This window comes from Flavobacterium sp. (assembly GCF_046296355.1).
In the GTDB taxonomy this organism is placed as follows: Bacteria; Bacteroidota; Bacteroidia; order Flavobacteriales; family Flavobacteriaceae; genus Flavobacterium.
Map to the genome: position 1 here is coordinate 1 of NZ_JBKBLM010000039.1, position 15,783 is coordinate 15,783.

The following is a 15,783-nucleotide window of genomic DNA, read 5'->3' on the forward strand; positions in this document are numbered from 1 at the left end:
ATGTAGTGCCACCATTAGACCATAAAATAGTATATGGAGAAGTTCCACCTGTAGCCGTTACTGTTACACTTCCGTTGTTTCCTGCAAAACAAGATACGTTAGTAGTAGTATTAGTAGAAGCTAAAGCTGTTGCTGGCTGTGTGATTGTTACACTTACGTTTGAAGTACATCCACGTGAATCTGTGATAACTGCGGTATAAGTACCAGCAATTAAATTGTTAGCTGTAAATGTAGTGCCACCATTAGACCATAAAATAGTATATGGAGAAGTTCCACCTGTAGCCGTTACTGTTACACTTCCGTTGTTTCCTGCAAAACAAGATACGTTGGTTTGTGTCGTGGTAGCTACTAGAACTGGACTATTGACAATAGTAACTGTTCCGTTAACCTGACATCCATTAGCATCTGTAACTGTATAAGTATAAGTTCCCGAGGCTAAATTAGAATTTGTGAAACTAGTACTTCCGTTAGACCATAAAATAGCATAAGGCAATGTACCTCCGGTAGCTGTAACTGTTACTTGAGCATTGTTACCTGCACAAGTAGCAGGGGTTACAACATAAGTACTTGCTAAAACAGGTACTGAAAGAATGATTACAGAACCATTAACAATACAACCATTAGCATCGGTTATAACATAAGTATATGTTCCACCAGTCAAAGCGGTAAGTAAGAAAGCTGCACTTCCATTAGACCATAAGATGGTATAGGGAGCTGTCCCGCCAATAGGTGTTACTATTATTGTTCCATTATCACCCGTACAACAAGTTGCATTGGTTGGAACAAAGGTGCTCGATAATAGTGTAGCCGGTTGTGTTATTGTAGTACTCACATTTACAGTACATCCATTAGCATCGGTTACCACTGCAGTATAAGTTCCGGCTAATAAATTATTTAGCGTAAAACTAGTACTTCCGGTAGACCATAAAATAGTATAAGGAGCTGTTCCACTGGAAGCAGTTACTGTTGCACTTCCCGTAGTTCCTCCAAAACAGGATACATTGGTAGCAGTTATTGTAGCTACTAAAGTAGATAAACCTGTAATCGTTACTGATCCTTGAGTTTGACAACCATTAGCATCTGTAACATTATAAGTATACGTTCCGGCCGCTAAATTAGCAATTGTAAAATCAGTACTTCCGTTAGACCATAAAATAGTATAAGGAGATGTTCCACCTGTTGCCGTAACTGTAGCTGTTCCGTTAAAAATATTACAATTAGTATCTGTGTGTGTTACCGTTGATACCAATTCGGATGGTTGGGTAATTTGAACAACTGGGTCACTTGAACCGGAATTCTCATCACTATCATTTACCATAACAACATAGCTTCCTGCGGCTAAACCTGTAAAGGTATAAGAAGGACTGTCTGTTGTGGTAACCAATACATTATTTAAAAAATAAGCATATGGAGCCGTTCCTCCCGAAGTTGACAATGTTATTGTTCCGGTAAGTTGACCATAACACAATATGTTGGTCGAAGTGATTATGAAATCAAATCGATTACAATCAGCCGGAAGAGCAATAATTACTGATCCGTTAGTTTGACATCCATTAGCATCAGTGATTGTATAAGAATAAATTCCCCCTGCCAATGTGTCTAGTGCAAAAGCTGTACTTCCGTTAGACCATAAAATTGTATATGGAGCAGTTCCTCCTGTAGCGGTTACAGTTACAGTACCGTCATTAACATCGCAATTTGCTGCTGTTGCTTGATAAGTACTAGTTAAAGTTGGCACTGCCTGAACAAGAACACTCCCATTTGTCTGACATCCGGTCGCATCTGTAATTACATAAGTATAGTTTCCTCCTATCAAATTATTAAGTGAAAAATCAGTACTGCCGTTTGACCATAAAATAGTGTAAGGAGCCGTTCCACCTGAAGGAGTAACATTAGCAATACCATTATTTCCGGTACAACATGTAGCATTACTGCTAACATAAGTGCTTGATAATAATGAAGTTGGTTCAGTAATGGTTTCCAAAATATTTACAGTACATCCTGCAGCGTCAGTTACAACAGCAGTATAAGTTCCGGCTAATAAATTATTTAGCGTAAAACTAGTACTTCCATCAGACCATAAAATAGTATATGGTGAAATTCCGTTTGAAGCAGTTACAGTAATTGAACCATTGTTGGCTCCAAAACATAAAACATTATTAACTACAGTAGAAACCTGAAAAAGACTAGTGTTTTGAACTGTTACTGAAGTAGTCATTTGACATCCATTTGCATCTGTGACTACTGCCGTATAGGTGCCGGCTGCCAAATTAGCAAGCGAAAAATCAATACTTCCATTAGACCATAAAATGGTATAAGGAGCAGTTCCGCCTGAGGCAGTAACCGTTGCTGTTCCCGTAGGAACTTGACAAGAAGCATCTGTGCTGGCGGTAGTCAAAGACAAAGCACCCACAGTCTGAGTAATAACAATTGATGGATCACTTGAGCCTGAATTTTCGGCACTATCATTAACCGTCACTATATAACTTCCTGCGGCTAAACCTGTAAAAGTATAAGACGGACTGTCTGTTGTTAAAACTAATACATTATTCAAGTAATAAGAATAAGGAGCAGTTCCTCCTGAAGTTGATAATGTTATTGTACCGGTACTTTCACCGAAACACAACAGATTGGTTGAGACAATAGTAAAATCAAATCGTTCACAATTTGGACAAGGATCACAGGTCAGAAAACCATTATCTGCAGTACCTTCATGAAAATTGAGATTGATTGCTGCTGCTGCCGAATTAAATTCTGAAAAAGAATATCCGGTAACTTCACCGCCAATTGCGGAATTAGCTAAAATCAAAAAATCGCCGACTGTCATGCCTGCGAAAGTTCCTGAAGTAATCACTAAACTCGCTAACGACTGCGTGTTTGATGAAAAATTGACATCATAAGCATCAAATCCTACTGATAAGGTTAGCGCAACCAATTGACCCGCCAACCCATTTCTGTAATCATTGCCCGGGTTAACTAAAGCGCCTGAATTTAGAGCTCTAGGCGTCGAGCCCGATGGTAAAAAATCTGCAACAGCCTGAGAGGTTGTTAAAGTAATTGAATTGGTTTCGTTCCCAATTCTGATTCCATCAGGAAAGGCTGCCTCAAAATTTGCATCTCGATAACAGCCCGGATTGCCACCATGGCATTCGGTTCCCCATCCGCCCATTGAATAGGTCGTGAAACCTAAGCAATCTTGAGCTGAAATTTGAAAAACCCCAAAAAACATACTTACGAATAAGTAGTAAATTAATTTTGTTTTCATAATTAATCATTTAAAATTAGCAAAATATTGACTATCAATATTTCAATTTGTAAACTCTTTTTAACATAAAAAAGGATGTTTTATCGTTCAAATACATCATAAATTCGTTAATCAACATGTTTCTTGAAAACCAGTAATTCGGTTTCTATTTAACCTGTTTTTAAGAGCATTACATGACAAAATTAGAGGGAACGACTTTTAAAATTATTTTAATTTATTTTATAATTCACACACTTTAAAATATTGATTTTCAATAATTTAAACTTTTAAAAATCTGTGAATTATGTAATTAAAACTTCTTATTGTGTAATACATCTAAGGCTAAAATGATTCATATTTGTATAGAACTAAACAATCCTTAATTATGAATCTTAAACGAATTTTCGGAGCCATACTCACCTTACTCGGTATTGCCAGTCTTATCTATGCTGCACAAGTTTTTTTAACTGCCACAGAAAGTACAAGAGATATTAAAACATTGGCTATTTACGGCGTATTGGGCTTAATCTTTTTTGTATCAGGAATCAGTTTAGTGAAAACTACCAAAGACGAATCGTAGTTAAAAAAGGTTCCACTATTAAATATTGGGAGGTGTTTACTCAAATAAAAAATCATTTATCCGATTACTTGATGGTAACCATTTTAAAGAGACTACCTTTAACAGATATTATTTCATGATTAAACCAGTTTGTGAAATTTTCATTTAAAAATATTATCTAAATAAAAATCATGGATATTACCGAACTCGAAAAAGCAAAATCACATATCATAGTTGAAATCATTCAATACATACCTAATGCAGTGGTGAGTAAAACCATCATCAGAAGAACTACAGGGAACATCACTGCGTCATCCTTTGATGCCGGTGAAGAGCTTCAGGAAAAAACTTCGCCCTATGATAATTATATTCAAATTATTCACGGCGCAGCAGAAATTACAATCAAAGACCTCAAACACAAGCTAACTTTAGGAGAAGGAATCATTATTCCCGCTCATGCCAGACATAGTTTTAACGCCAACGAACAATTTAAAATGATTTCAACAATTATCAAAAGCGGCTATGAAGATTAAAAAGTAAGTTTTATTAAATACATAAAGCATCATTTTATTTAAGCATAACCTCAGTTAATGTTCCAGTACAAGAAAAGTACTTTAAAAAAATGACCGCCAAAATGAAACTATACATTAAATATATGGTCAGTTTGCGTTGCAAAATAGTAGTCAGAGATGCATTAAAAAATCTTGGATTACATTACACATCTTTAGAACTCGGTGTTGTAGATGTTATGGAAGACATTAACAATGAAGAACGCGAAAAACTGAAAGCAGCACTATTAGAATCAGGACTTGAACTAATGGATGACAAAAAAGCAGTGCTTATCGAAAAGATAAAAATTGTCATCACCGAAATGATTCATTACAACGATGAATTGCCCAAAGTAAACTACTCCGAATACATCAGCAAAATAATGGGTTACGATTACACCTATTTGGCCAATATCTTCTCAGAAGTAAAAGGAATTACCATAGAGCATTATATTATCGCTCATAAAATTGAAAAAGTAAAAGAATTGTTACTTTACGACGAACTCAATCTTACCGAGATTTCTTATCGCATGAACTACAGCAGCGTTTCTCACTTGTCAACGCAATTCAAAAAAGTAACCGGATTAACCCCTACATTCTTTAAAAGTCTTAAAGATAAAAAAAGAAACAGTCTCGACGAAGTGTGAATTATGTAATTAATTTCAAGAATTTTACAATAGTCATCTGACTTAAAATCACACCTTTGACTAAACTTTGTCAAGCAAAACACTTTGAAACTTTACATCAAATACATGGTCAGTAATCGTTGCAAAATGATGGTGAAAGAGGAACTGAAGAAACTAGGACTGCATTTCATCATCGTCGACTTAGGCGTAGTAGAAATCATGGAAAACATTACTGCTGATAAAAGAGCACTACTAAAGTTGAATTTATCCGAATCGGGATTAGAGCTAATGGATGACAAAAAAGCTATCCTGATTGAAAAAGTTAAAAATGTAATCATAGAAATGATTCACCATGCAGATGAACCTATCAGAGTGACTTTCTCAGAATATTTAAGCGAAAAACTAGATCAAAATTATACCTATCTGGCCAATCTGTTTTCAGAAGTGCAAGGGATCACCATAGAGCAATTTATGATTCTACACAAAATAGAGCGCATCAAAGAGTTAATCATTTACGACGAACTCAATATCACCGAAATCGCCTGGAAAATGAATTACAGCAGCGTCGCGCACTTATCTACCCAATTCAAAAAAGTAACCGGCTTATCGCCTTCGCATTTCAAATTACTAAAAGACAAAAGACGAAACCCAATCGAAGAATTAGGCAATTAAATCTTAATATGAAAGTATATGAGCCAATCAGAAATATCAGGAGCTAATAGAGACAATTTGTTTTTTGACATGTTTGATAACAGTGCCATCGGAATGATATTTATTGATACCAAGACTTCTCAATTTAAGTATGTTAATAAATCTTTTCTGAAATGCTTTGGCTATGTCAAAAATGAAATTATTGGAAAAACTTCTACCGAATTAGGTATTGTGAATCGGGAGTTTCTCGAAAAAATGGCTTCACAAATCAAAAAACAGGGAGCTATCAATACTTTAGAAATTATACTCAAAAATAAAAAAGGTGTACCCTTTTGGTTTTTAGCTTCCATTCAGTCAATGAAATACCTCAAAAATGATTGTTCGCTTATTTCGTTCATCGATATTACAAAGCAAAAAAAAGCCACAGCCGAACTGCTCATAGCCAATAAAGAATTATCATTTCAAAACAAAGAAAAGCAAAATATCGCCAACGAATTAAAATTAGCGGCTAAAGAACTTAACTTTCAAAACAAAGAAAAAGAAAAAAGAATTTCTGAAAGTAAAGAGCTCGAAGCCTACAATCATTCCTTAAAAATAGCATCTCAGTATTCATTGAGTCTAATTGAAGCGAGTCGTGACCCATTATTCACCATTAATCCTAAAGGTAAAATTACTGATACCAACCAAGCCTCAGTAAGGGTAACCGGCGTTTCAAAAGAAGCGCTAATCGGCTCAGACTTTGTTAACTATTTTACCGAACCAAAGCGAGCCAGGAAGATTTACCAAGAAGTTTTTAAAAAAGGATTTGTTATCGATTATCCATTAGTAATTACCGATGGCAAATTAGTTCATGTGCTCTTTAATGGTTCTGTTTATAAAGACCAAAATGGCAATGTAATTGGCGCTGTTGTAGTGGCTAGAGATATCACCGAACAAAAAAAAGCGGAACAAGATTTAATCGAAGCTAAAACATTTGCAGAATCTGCCACCATAAAAGCCAATGAAGCAGTTAAATCAAAACAACAATTTTTATCGAATATGAGCCACGAAATCCGAACGCCTTTGAATGCGATTATAGGATTTACGAAAGTTATACTCAAAACCGAATTAACTGACAAACAAAAAGAATACTTAACTGCCATAAAAATGAGTGGTAACTCGCTAATTGTACTTATCAACGACATATTGGATTTAGCCAAAGTAGAGGCCAGAAAAATGACTTTTGAAAAAACACCTTTCAAACTCAAATTTTCAATCAAAGCGATGTTGCATTTGTTTGAAACCAAAATCCAAGAAAAAAACTTAAAATTAATAACGAATTATGATAATGCTATTCCTGAAGTTTTAGTTGGTGATCCGTTGCGTTTACACCAAATTATACTGAATCTTGTTAGCAATGCGGTTAAATTCACCAATGCCGGCAAAATTACGGTCAATGTAAAATTGGTCTCAGAAACTGATGATGATGTAGCCATACAATTTTCAGTAACTGATACCGGCATTGGCATAAATAACAGCAAAACCGAAACCATATTCGAAAACTTTCAACAAGCCACAAGTGAGACGTCAAGAATATTTGGCGGAACCGGTTTAGGCCTAGCCATTGTTAAACAATTAGTCGAAGCCCAAAACGGAACAATCAATGTAGAAAGTAAACTTGGTGAAGGTTCTACTTTTAGTTTTGTACTTTATTTTGACAAAGCGAATGTTGAAGATGTTTTAGAACCTGAGATTACCGAAATAAATACCAAAATAAAAGACACCAAAATCTTAGTCGTTGAAGATATGGCACTGAACCAACTGCTTATGAAAACGCTATTGGATGACTTTGGATTTGAATGTGAAATTGCCGGAAATGGTAAAATTGCCATCGAAAAACTTGAGAAAAAAACCTATGATATTATTTTGATGGATTTGCAAATGCCTGAAATGAATGGATTTGAAGCCACAGAATACATCCGGAAAACATTAAAACTAACCCTTCCTATTATAGCCCTAACCGCTGATGTAACTACAGTTGATGTGGCCAAATGCAAAGCCATAGGAATGAATGACTACATATCTAAACCTATAGATGAACGTTTGCTTTACAGCAAATTAATCAGCTTTATAAAAAAACCAGTTAGCATCATAGGAAACAATATTATTGACTCTAAACATAGTCAAACCATCAAATACGTCGATTTGACTTACTTAACCCAACTCACCAAAGCCAATCCAAAACTAATGATCGAAATGATTAATGCTTATATTAATCAAACACCACAATTAGTAGACTTGATTAAAAAAAGTTTTCGTAATAAAGATTGGAACTTATTAAAAGCCACAGCTCATAAAATAATTCCGTCTTTTGCTATCATGGGAATTAATCCTGAATTTACCGAGTTGGCACAAAAAATTCAGGAATATGCCGAAAGATTAGAACTCTCAACAGAACTGAATGACTTGGTTGAACAACTGGAAAAAGTATGCAATCAATCGCTTATAGAATTGGAAAATGAATTGCTCAATATAAAAACATAAGTTATGAAAAATAAAATTAAACTCTTTCTGGTTGATGACGATGCCGTATTCCTAAAATCTTTGGAAATTCAATTTCTGGAACAAGCCGATTTTGAAATTGAAACTTATGCAACAGGCGAATTGTGCATTAAAAATTTAGACCGAAAACCGGATATTATTGTCTTAGATTATCATCTTGACGGAGTAGTCAAAAATGCCATCAACGGTATGCAAACCTTAGATAAAATCAAAGCAATCAATGGCGGTATTCCGGTAATTATGCTTTCAAGTCAAGACAGAATTGATGTTGCAGTAGCTTGTATGCACCACAAAGCATTTGATTATGTTGTAAAAAGTGAAACCGCTTTTATTCGTTTGCAAAAAGTTATCTCTACGATTTTCAAATACCAAAAGATGGAAAAAGAACTTAGTTGGTATATGGACCGAATGTAAGGCCCTATATACCTTACAATGTGTGAATTATAAAATAAAACATTACAATAATATAACTCCTTTACCTACTGTTCTTCGCAACTTTGTATTAATAATAAGGCTTATTACTGCTGCGTTATACCTAACCAATACTAAAGGAAACTATGGTAACTACAAGAAACAAAATTGGCATTTGGATGGACCATTCTATTGCACATTTGATGGAATATTCAAACCATCCATTCGAAATTAAAACCATCGAATCCGACTTTACCCACAAAGAAAAAATCAACAGCCTGATGAAAGGTGAAGCTCACCTGCACAACAAAGAGCAACAGTTGCAGACTAAGTATTATAAAAAATTGATGAATGTTGTCAAGAAATACAAAGAAGTAATTCTCTTTGGTCCAACTGATGCTAAAGAAGAACTTTTCAATGTTATTGTATCCGATAACCGCTTTGAAAAGATTAATATACAAGTTAAGCAAACGGATAAAATGACTTCTAAGGAAAAGCACGATTTTGTCAAAGAGTTTTTTGCCAATAAATAATTGACCCAAAAAAGAAAGGAAGATGAAGAATAGAGTATCCAATTATTTAACAAAGGTTTCCAACAACCAAATTAAAAGTGTAGCCGAAAGAAAAAGTTATGCAGAGAACGTTCTTTTATGCGAAAAGTCAATAAGTGAACTAAAAGAAATTTATTGGTACGAAAGAGAACTTTTAATAGCCATTCCAATGTTAATCAGCAATGCTACCACTTTTGAATTGGTCGAAATGTTAACCGTTCATCTGGTTTATTTAAGAAAACACCTTAAAGAAATGGAAAGTAAATTTCCCCTCATTAGCCAATTAGAAACACCTAATGATCGCCAAAAAAATAATCAAATAAATAGGATTGCGACACCCTAAAATATTTCAAAAATATAACTATGCGTAAAGCGTAATAAAGTTTGTTTTGGTTAGTTTAATAAATGTGAGACCATTTATTGGAGTCCTGTTGTTCATGCGACAACAGGGCTTTTTTTTGTGCCTTTAAAATGTGTGAATAACACAAACTAAAATAATAGTTTTATAACTCTTTGACTAACAATGTACATGACCTTTGACCTAAATAATTAAATATTAACAATATGAAAAAAGTACTACTATTATGTATATGCCTGGCATCTACACTAACAACAAAAGCACAAACCGAAGACAAGAAATGGAACTTCGGATTGCATGGCGGACTAATCCAATACCATGGTGATTTAGGGAGAGATTGGTACAAAACCGATAAAACAGCCTACGGATTTGCAGGGATCACTGTCTCAAGATATTTATGGAAATATTTGGATTTAAACTTCTTGTACACCAGAGGAACGCTAGGTTATGACAGTGGTGTAACCGGTTTTAAAAGCGATTACAGTTCGGCATCCTTTAACTTAAGATTAAATCTTATCGGGCCTGAATATGCGGTTAGACCTTATGTATTTGGTGGTTGGGGCGGAATTCTTTTCGACAGACAACTCAATTTCCATAAAGAAAAAATTGATACAACTTTTCCGGTAGTCGGTGGTGGTATTAATTTCCGTTTGTCGCCCGTATTATCACTTAACCTTCAAGAAACCTTTATGTTTACCAACAACGACCGCAGAGATGGTGTTGTTTCGGGTAAAAACGATGATTTCTTGATGCACATGGCCGGATTAACTTTTAATTTCGGTGAGAAAAAAGACGCTGATTTAGATGGTGTTTCAGACAGTAATGATAAATGTCCTGACACTCCATCCGGGGTAGCGGTTGACAAAAAAGGTTGTCCTTTAGATAAAGACAATGATGGCGTAGCCGATTATTTAGACACTTGTCCTGATGTAGCCGGAAACGCAATAATGAATGGTTGTCCCGATAGAGATAATGATGGCGTAACTGATTTAAGTGACCGTTGTCCTGATACCCGTGGAACAGTAGCCCTAAAAGGTTGTCCCGATAGCGATGGTGATGGTGTAGCCGATTTAGATGATAAATGTCCAAGCTCTGCAGCAGGAAGTAAAGTGGATGTTAATGGTTGTCCAATGGATGACGATAAAGATGGCGTTATGAATGATGTAGATCGTTGTCCGAATGCTTTTGGTCCTGAAAGTTTAAGAGGTTGTCCCGACACTGATGGTGATGGCGTAGCCGATATAGATGACCGTTGTCCAAATACCAAAGGAAATATAGAAAATAAAGGTTGTCCGGAAATAGCCAAACAAGATGCGGTTAGAATCACTTACATCGGTAGCAAAATTTTCTTTGAAAATGGTAGTGACAAATTAAAAGTAGCTTCTTTGGTTTTACTTGATGAATTGGTTAAAATTCTAAACAAATATGAAGGTGCCACTCTTTTTATAGATGGTCACACCGATAGTAATGGTTCTGAAGAATTCAATCAAGAATTATCACAAAAGAGAACCAATTCAGTTAGATCTTATTTAATTGAAAAAGGCATCTCTGACAGCAGAGTGACTGCAACCGGTTATGGGGAAACCAAACCAATTGCTGACAACAAAACAACTTTGGGTCGTTCCAAAAACAGAAGAGTTGAGTTGAGAACTTCTTATTAAGAAAACCCTATTTGCCTTACCAATTTAAAAGGCTGTCCAATTTGGGCAGCCTTTTTATATACTAACACTCTGAAAAACAGAATATTTAAAGTGTGAATAATGTAATTATTTGAAAGATTTCTATAACAGCTTTAGTTCAATAAAGAGTGACATTTATTACTCACAATAAATATTTAAATCATGAAAACAATTACCAAATTTCAAGTGCTTTTACTAGTACTATCCATCGCTACAACAGCACCTGTTTTTGCTAACAATGGTGCTAACGGCAAAGCGCCAATCACCAACACAGCTGAAGAAAAAGCTAAGGTAGAGGTGATGGTTAAACGGATAAAAGAAATCCGAGATATGGATAAGTCTGATTTGTCTCGTGTGGAAAGAAAAGCACTCCGCAAAGAAGTCAGAGACATCAAAGCTACATTAAAAGCCAGTAACAATGGTGTTTATCTTTCTGTAGGTGCTATTTTAATCATCATCTTATTGTTGATTTTAATTTTATAATACCTACTAATTTCCATGATAAATGTAATTAAAGAAGGCATATTGCTGCAAAAAACCAATAATGACTTTGAAAACGAAGGCGTTTTAAATCCGGCCGCCATTAGAGACGGTGACTATGTTCATCTTTTGTATAGAGCGGTGAGCCAAGGAAATCATTCCAGCATTGGCTATTGCAAACTCAAAGGACCATTGTTTATTGAAACCCGAAATGAAAAAGCACTATTGTCGCCCGAATTTGATTATGAATGTCATGGTATTGAAGATCCAAGGTTAGTCAAAATTGAAGATACCTATTATCTCACTTTTACAGCCTATGATGGTATCAATGCACTGGGTTGTTTGGCAACCTCCAAAGACTTGGTGCATTTTGAAAGAAGAGGCATTATTGTGCCGCAAATTACGTATGAAGAATTCAACCATTTGGCTGAAGCCAAAGGGATTATCAACGATAAATATTTCAGATACAACCAACACGACAGCATACTGGAGAAAGACGGCAAAAAGATGCTTATTTGGGATAAAAATCTGATTTTCTTTCCCCGAAAAATAAACGGAAAGCTACTGTTTTTACATCGCATTCGCCCGGAAATACAATTGGTTGTAGCCGCAGAGGACTTGGGAGAACTAACCGATAAATTTTGGCAAAACTATTTTCTTCATTTTGATGAATATATAGTACTGCAACCCAAATATGAACATGAAGTCAGCTACATCGGTGGTGGCTGTCCTCCTATTGAAACCGAATTCGGTTGGTTACTAATCTATCACGGTGTACACGATTCTTTACAAGGCTATGTTTATTCGGCTTGTGCCGCACTGCTGGACATAGAAAACCCACAAAAAGAATTGGCCCGATTGCCCTATCCGTTATTTGTACCCGAGTTTCATTGGGAACTTAAAGGCGAAGTAAATAATGTTTGCTTTCCAACTGGAGCGGTAGTTTTTGAGGACCGATTGTTCATTTATTACGGTGCTGCTGACGAGAGAATAGCTTGTGCCTCTATGAGTCTATCAGAATTGCTTAAAGAATTAATGACTAATAAAGTTTAAATAAAAATAATATGGATGATAAAACCCACCGCGAGATTCTATTTATTACTTCTTATCCTCCAAGAGAATGTGGAATTGCTACCTATTCACAAGATTTGATTTTTGCCCTAAAAAACAAGTTCAAAAAGAACTTCAAAATCAGCATTTGTGCTCTGGAATTAGGCGATGAAAAACAACTTTACCCCAAAGAAGTAACTCATATACTCGAGACCGACAACGCCGAATCCTACTCCGAAACAGTTATAAAAATCAATGAAAATCCCAAAATCGAAATGGTTTTTTTGCAACATGAATTCGGTTTATTCAGAAACTATGAAGCCCACTTTATTCATTTCCTCAATCAAATCAATAAACCGGTCATAGTGGCTTTTCACACAGTTTTACCCAAACCCGATGAGGCTTTAAAAAAATTGGTAAAAAGCATAGAAAATATTGCACAATCAATCATTGTAATGACCAAAACCTCAGCCAAAATACTAATTGAGGATTACGGAATAAACAATACTAAAATAGAAGTCATTCCACACGGAACCCATTTGGTAGCCCATTTAGACAAAGCAGTTTTAAAAGAAAAATACCAATTAAACGGTAGAAAAGTTCTGGCGACTTTTGGCTTATTAAGTTCCGGAAAATGTATTGAAACTACTATCAACGCGCTGCGAATTGTAGTCAAAAGACATCCTGATGTATTGTTCTTAGTTATCGGAAAGACACATCCTACGGTGATTAAAGAAGAAGGTGAACAATATCGGAACTCTCTTATGGAGAAAATTGAAATACTCCATCTGGAGCAAAACGTGAAATTTATCAACCAGTATTTGCCTCTCGAGGTCTTGCTGGAATATCTTCAACTCACCGATATTTACCTTTTTACTTCCAAAAACCGAAACCAAGCGGTTAGCGGTACTTTTTCCTATGCTTTGAGTTGTGGTTGTCCTATCATATCCACGCCCATTCCTCACGCAACTGAAGTTTTGCAACAAGAAACCGGGATTATTGTAGATTTTGAAAACCCAAAACAATTGGCTAAAAAAATCATCAATCTGATAGACGATGAAACATTGTGCGCCACAATTGCAGCCAACGGAATTCACAAATTGGCACCGACAGCCTGGGAAAACTCAGCCATTGCCCACGCTTTGCTTTTTGAAAAAATATTAGCGAAGAAACTAAATTTGAAATACAAAATACCTGAAATCAATTTGAATCACCTCAAAAAACTGACTACAGATTACGGCATGATTCAATTTTCGATAATCAACCAACCCGATATAGAATCTGGTTATACTCTAGATGATAACGCAAGGGCTTTGGTAGCCATGTGCCAACAATATGAGATTACCAAAAACGAAGAAGATTTAAAATACGTCCTTCTTTATTTCAACTTTATCAAAAACTGTCTGCAGGACGAAGGCTATTTTTTAAACTATTTGGATAAAAACAAAAAGTTTACCAAGCAAAACAGCGAAACTAATTTGTCTGATTCCAACGGAAGAGCCATTTGGGCATTGGGCTACCTAATTTCCAATAGCGATATATTGCCGGGCGAATTGATTGTAGAGGCTCGAGCAACAATGAAATTGGCCTTGTCCAATGTGTTGAATATTCATTCTCCCAGAGCTATGGCTTTTATAATCAAAGGCATCTTTTACAGTAACAGCAAAAGTAAAACACCTTCCTACACTTTGTTAACTAAGCATTTAGCCGATAAACTGGTGCAAATGTATAAACATGAAAACAAAGAAAAATGGCAGTGGTTTGAAAGCTATTTAACCTATGGTAACAGCACCTTACCCGAAGCTATGCTTTGTGCTTATTTAACATTAGGAACATCCATCTACAAAGAAATTGCCATCATTACTTTTGACTTTCTACTGTCTAAAATCTTTACTGATACAGGCATCAAAGTCATTTCTAATAAAGGTTGGCTACATGATGGTGACCAAAAACAAAAAGAAGATATTATCGGAGGTGAACAACCCATAGATGTGGCTTATACTATTTTGGCATTAAGCAAATTCTACGACACTTTTAAAGATGAAAATTACAAACAAAAAATGGGCATAGCCTTCGATTGGTTTTTGGGTAAAAATCATTTGAACCAAATTGTTTATAATCCTTGCACCGGCGGTTGCTATGATGGCTTAGAAGATGATTACATCAACCTAAATCAAGGAGCAGAATCCACAGTGAGTTATTTGATGGCTAGACTCACTATTAAAAAGTATCTCGAAAATCAAGAAAAAAAGACTCTCAAGACAAAAAAACTTCAACCTGTAAGATCCCAAAAAATAACCAAACAATGGCAAAACATAACGCTTTAAAAAAACAAAAAAATGAGCACCTTCAAAAAGCAAAAAACAACCGCTAAAAAAACTATAGCCCACAAAAATTCAACTATTGCTGATACCAGCAACAAATCGCCTTACTCAAAACAAAACATCAAAAAGAAGTTAAATGAGTTTGGTGACAACGATGCTATATAAAACCCATAAAATTTAATCTCATGATTATGACACCTAAAATTGGAATCTCTGAAACCAACTTAAAAAAAAGCACTTTACTCCTATCTACAGTATTGTCAGATGAAATGACTTTGTATATCAAAACCAGAAAATTTCATTGGAATATAGTGGGCAACAGCTTTATGGAGCTGCACAAGTTATTTGAAGCACAATACACCGAATTTGAAAACATAATTGACGAAGTCGCTGAGCGTATTAATAAATTAGGGAGCAAAACTATAGGAACCATGAAAGAGTTTTCCAATCTTACCCGATTAACGGAACATGAAAACAAATATCCTTTGCAAAAAGACATGATTCAGGAACTTTTGACCGATAACGAAATGCTAATTGTTGAAATCCGAAAAGATATTGATTTGTGTACCAATGAAAACCACGATGCAGGTTCGGCTGATTTGCTTACCAAAATTTTGCAACAACACGAAACAATGGCTTGGGTTTTAAGGCGTTATTTAAGCTAGATTTTAATATATGATAAAAAGACTAAAAAATACATTTGAAGATACCGGCAACTTAGCCTTATTTACCTTAAGGTTTTTTAAGGAAGTATTTACACC

At 35.3% G+C, this 15,783-nt stretch carries 15 protein-coding genes; 14 read left to right on the top strand and 1 reads right to left on the bottom strand.

Features of this window, described 5'->3' with window-relative positions:
• Positions 1-3,265, bottom strand: a 3,265-nt coding sequence (locus tag ACK4HO_RS12025; protein ID WP_409666121.1) for a hypothetical protein, incomplete at its 3' end; no start/stop codon positions are given.
• A 364-nt stretch (positions 3,266-3,629) separates the two neighbouring features.
• On the opposite strand from ACK4HO_RS12025, the gene ACK4HO_RS12030 reads away from it, so the two are divergent.
• The 14 genes from ACK4HO_RS12030 to ACK4HO_RS12095 all read left to right on the top strand — a co-directional run bounded on the left by ACK4HO_RS12030 (position 3,630) and on the right by ACK4HO_RS12095 (position 15,687).
• A complete protein-coding gene (locus tag ACK4HO_RS12030; RefSeq protein WP_176307193.1) occupies positions 3,630-3,824 on the top strand; it encodes a hypothetical protein in 195 nt (64 codons plus the stop codon).
• A 170-nt stretch (positions 3,825-3,994) separates the two neighbouring features.
• Complete coding sequence (locus ACK4HO_RS12035) at positions 3,995-4,336, top strand: cupin domain-containing protein (protein WP_409666123.1); 342 nt, start codon at positions 3,995-3,997, stop codon at positions 4,334-4,336.
• Positions 4,337-4,437: 101 nt separating this feature from the next.
• A complete protein-coding gene (locus ACK4HO_RS12040) occupies positions 4,438-4,998 on the top strand; it encodes a helix-turn-helix domain-containing protein (RefSeq protein ID WP_409666125.1) in 561 nt (186 codons plus the stop codon).
• Positions 4,999-5,103: 105 nt separating this feature from the next.
• Entirely contained in the window at positions 5,104-5,649 is a 546-nt protein-coding gene (locus ACK4HO_RS12045) for a helix-turn-helix domain-containing protein (protein WP_409666146.1), read from the top strand.
• 18 nt (positions 5,650-5,667) lie between these two features.
• Positions 5,668-8,151 (top strand): PAS domain S-box protein, encoded by a 2,484-nt coding sequence (locus ACK4HO_RS12050; RefSeq protein WP_409666127.1) that lies wholly within the window; start codon positions 5,668-5,670, stop codon positions 8,149-8,151.
• Between the two features lie 3 nt (positions 8,152-8,154).
• Entirely contained in the window at positions 8,155-8,583 is a 429-nt protein-coding gene (locus ACK4HO_RS12055; RefSeq protein WP_409666129.1) for a response regulator, read from the top strand.
• A 143-nt stretch (positions 8,584-8,726) separates the two neighbouring features.
• Complete coding sequence (locus ACK4HO_RS12060; protein ID WP_409666131.1) at positions 8,727-9,113, top strand: hypothetical protein; 387 nt, start codon at positions 8,727-8,729, stop codon at positions 9,111-9,113.
• A 22-nt stretch (positions 9,114-9,135) separates the two neighbouring features.
• Complete coding sequence (locus tag ACK4HO_RS12065) at positions 9,136-9,474, top strand: hypothetical protein (RefSeq protein ID WP_409666132.1); 339 nt, start codon at positions 9,136-9,138, stop codon at positions 9,472-9,474.
• 221 nt (positions 9,475-9,695) lie between these two features.
• The gene (locus ACK4HO_RS12070) at positions 9,696-11,150 is read left to right on the top strand and encodes an OmpA family protein (RefSeq protein ID WP_409666134.1); all 1,455 of its coding nucleotides are present in this window, start codon (positions 9,696-9,698) and stop codon (positions 11,148-11,150) included.
• Positions 11,151-11,330: 180 nt separating this feature from the next.
• Positions 11,331-11,651, top strand: coding sequence for a hypothetical protein (locus tag ACK4HO_RS12075; protein ID WP_409666136.1), 321 nt, complete (start codon positions 11,331-11,333; stop codon positions 11,649-11,651).
• Positions 11,652-11,666: 15 nt separating this feature from the next.
• On the top strand, positions 11,667-12,701 hold the full coding sequence (locus tag ACK4HO_RS12080) for a pesticidal protein Cry7Aa (protein ID WP_409666138.1): 1,035 nt from the start codon (positions 11,667-11,669) through the stop codon (positions 12,699-12,701).
• An 11-nt stretch (positions 12,702-12,712) separates the two neighbouring features.
• Positions 12,713-15,025 carry a glycosyltransferase gene (locus ACK4HO_RS12085; protein ID WP_409666140.1) on the top strand — a complete coding sequence of 771 codons (2,313 nt, stop codon included), beginning with the start codon at positions 12,713-12,715 and terminating at the stop codon, positions 15,023-15,025.
• Between the two features lie 12 nt (positions 15,026-15,037).
• Entirely contained in the window at positions 15,038-15,187 is a 150-nt protein-coding gene (locus ACK4HO_RS12090; protein ID WP_409666142.1) for a hypothetical protein, read from the top strand.
• A 26-nt stretch (positions 15,188-15,213) separates the two neighbouring features.
• Positions 15,214-15,687 (top strand): Dps family protein, encoded by a 474-nt coding sequence (locus ACK4HO_RS12095; protein ID WP_409666144.1) that lies wholly within the window; start codon positions 15,214-15,216, stop codon positions 15,685-15,687.
• The last annotated feature ends 96 nt before the right edge of the window (positions 15,688-15,783 follow it).

What these genes read in the sequence shown, in the direction of transcription:
- ACK4HO_RS12090 (WP_409666142.1), top strand. Translation starts at nt 15,038, where the DNA reads ATGAGCACCTTCAAAAAGCAAAAAACAACCGCTAAAAAAACTATAGCC.
- ACK4HO_RS12060 (WP_409666131.1), top strand. Translation starts at nt 8,727, where the DNA reads ATGGTAACTACAAGAAACAAAATTGGCATTTGGATGGACCATTCTATT.
- ACK4HO_RS12075 (WP_409666136.1), top strand. Translation starts at nt 11,331, where the DNA reads ATGAAAACAATTACCAAATTTCAAGTGCTTTTACTAGTACTATCCATC.
- ACK4HO_RS12095 (WP_409666144.1), top strand. Translation starts at nt 15,214, where the DNA reads ATGACACCTAAAATTGGAATCTCTGAAACCAACTTAAAAAAAAGCACT.
- ACK4HO_RS12070 (WP_409666134.1), top strand. Translation starts at nt 9,696, where the DNA reads ATGAAAAAAGTACTACTATTATGTATATGCCTGGCATCTACACTAACA.
- ACK4HO_RS12080 (WP_409666138.1), top strand. Translation starts at nt 11,667, where the DNA reads ATGATAAATGTAATTAAAGAAGGCATATTGCTGCAAAAAACCAATAAT.
- ACK4HO_RS12085 (WP_409666140.1), top strand. Translation starts at nt 12,713, where the DNA reads ATGGATGATAAAACCCACCGCGAGATTCTATTTATTACTTCTTATCCT.
- ACK4HO_RS12055 (WP_409666129.1), top strand. Translation starts at nt 8,155, where the DNA reads ATGAAAAATAAAATTAAACTCTTTCTGGTTGATGACGATGCCGTATTC.
- ACK4HO_RS12065 (WP_409666132.1), top strand. Translation starts at nt 9,136, where the DNA reads ATGAAGAATAGAGTATCCAATTATTTAACAAAGGTTTCCAACAACCAA.
- ACK4HO_RS12045 (WP_409666146.1), top strand. Translation starts at nt 5,104, where the DNA reads ATGGTCAGTAATCGTTGCAAAATGATGGTGAAAGAGGAACTGAAGAAA.
- ACK4HO_RS12035 (WP_409666123.1), top strand. Translation starts at nt 3,995, where the DNA reads ATGGATATTACCGAACTCGAAAAAGCAAAATCACATATCATAGTTGAA.
- ACK4HO_RS12040 (WP_409666125.1), top strand. Translation starts at nt 4,438, where the DNA reads ATGAAACTATACATTAAATATATGGTCAGTTTGCGTTGCAAAATAGTA.
- ACK4HO_RS12050 (WP_409666127.1), top strand. Translation starts at nt 5,668, where the DNA reads ATGAGCCAATCAGAAATATCAGGAGCTAATAGAGACAATTTGTTTTTT.
- ACK4HO_RS12030 (WP_176307193.1), top strand. Translation starts at nt 3,630, where the DNA reads ATGAATCTTAAACGAATTTTCGGAGCCATACTCACCTTACTCGGTATT.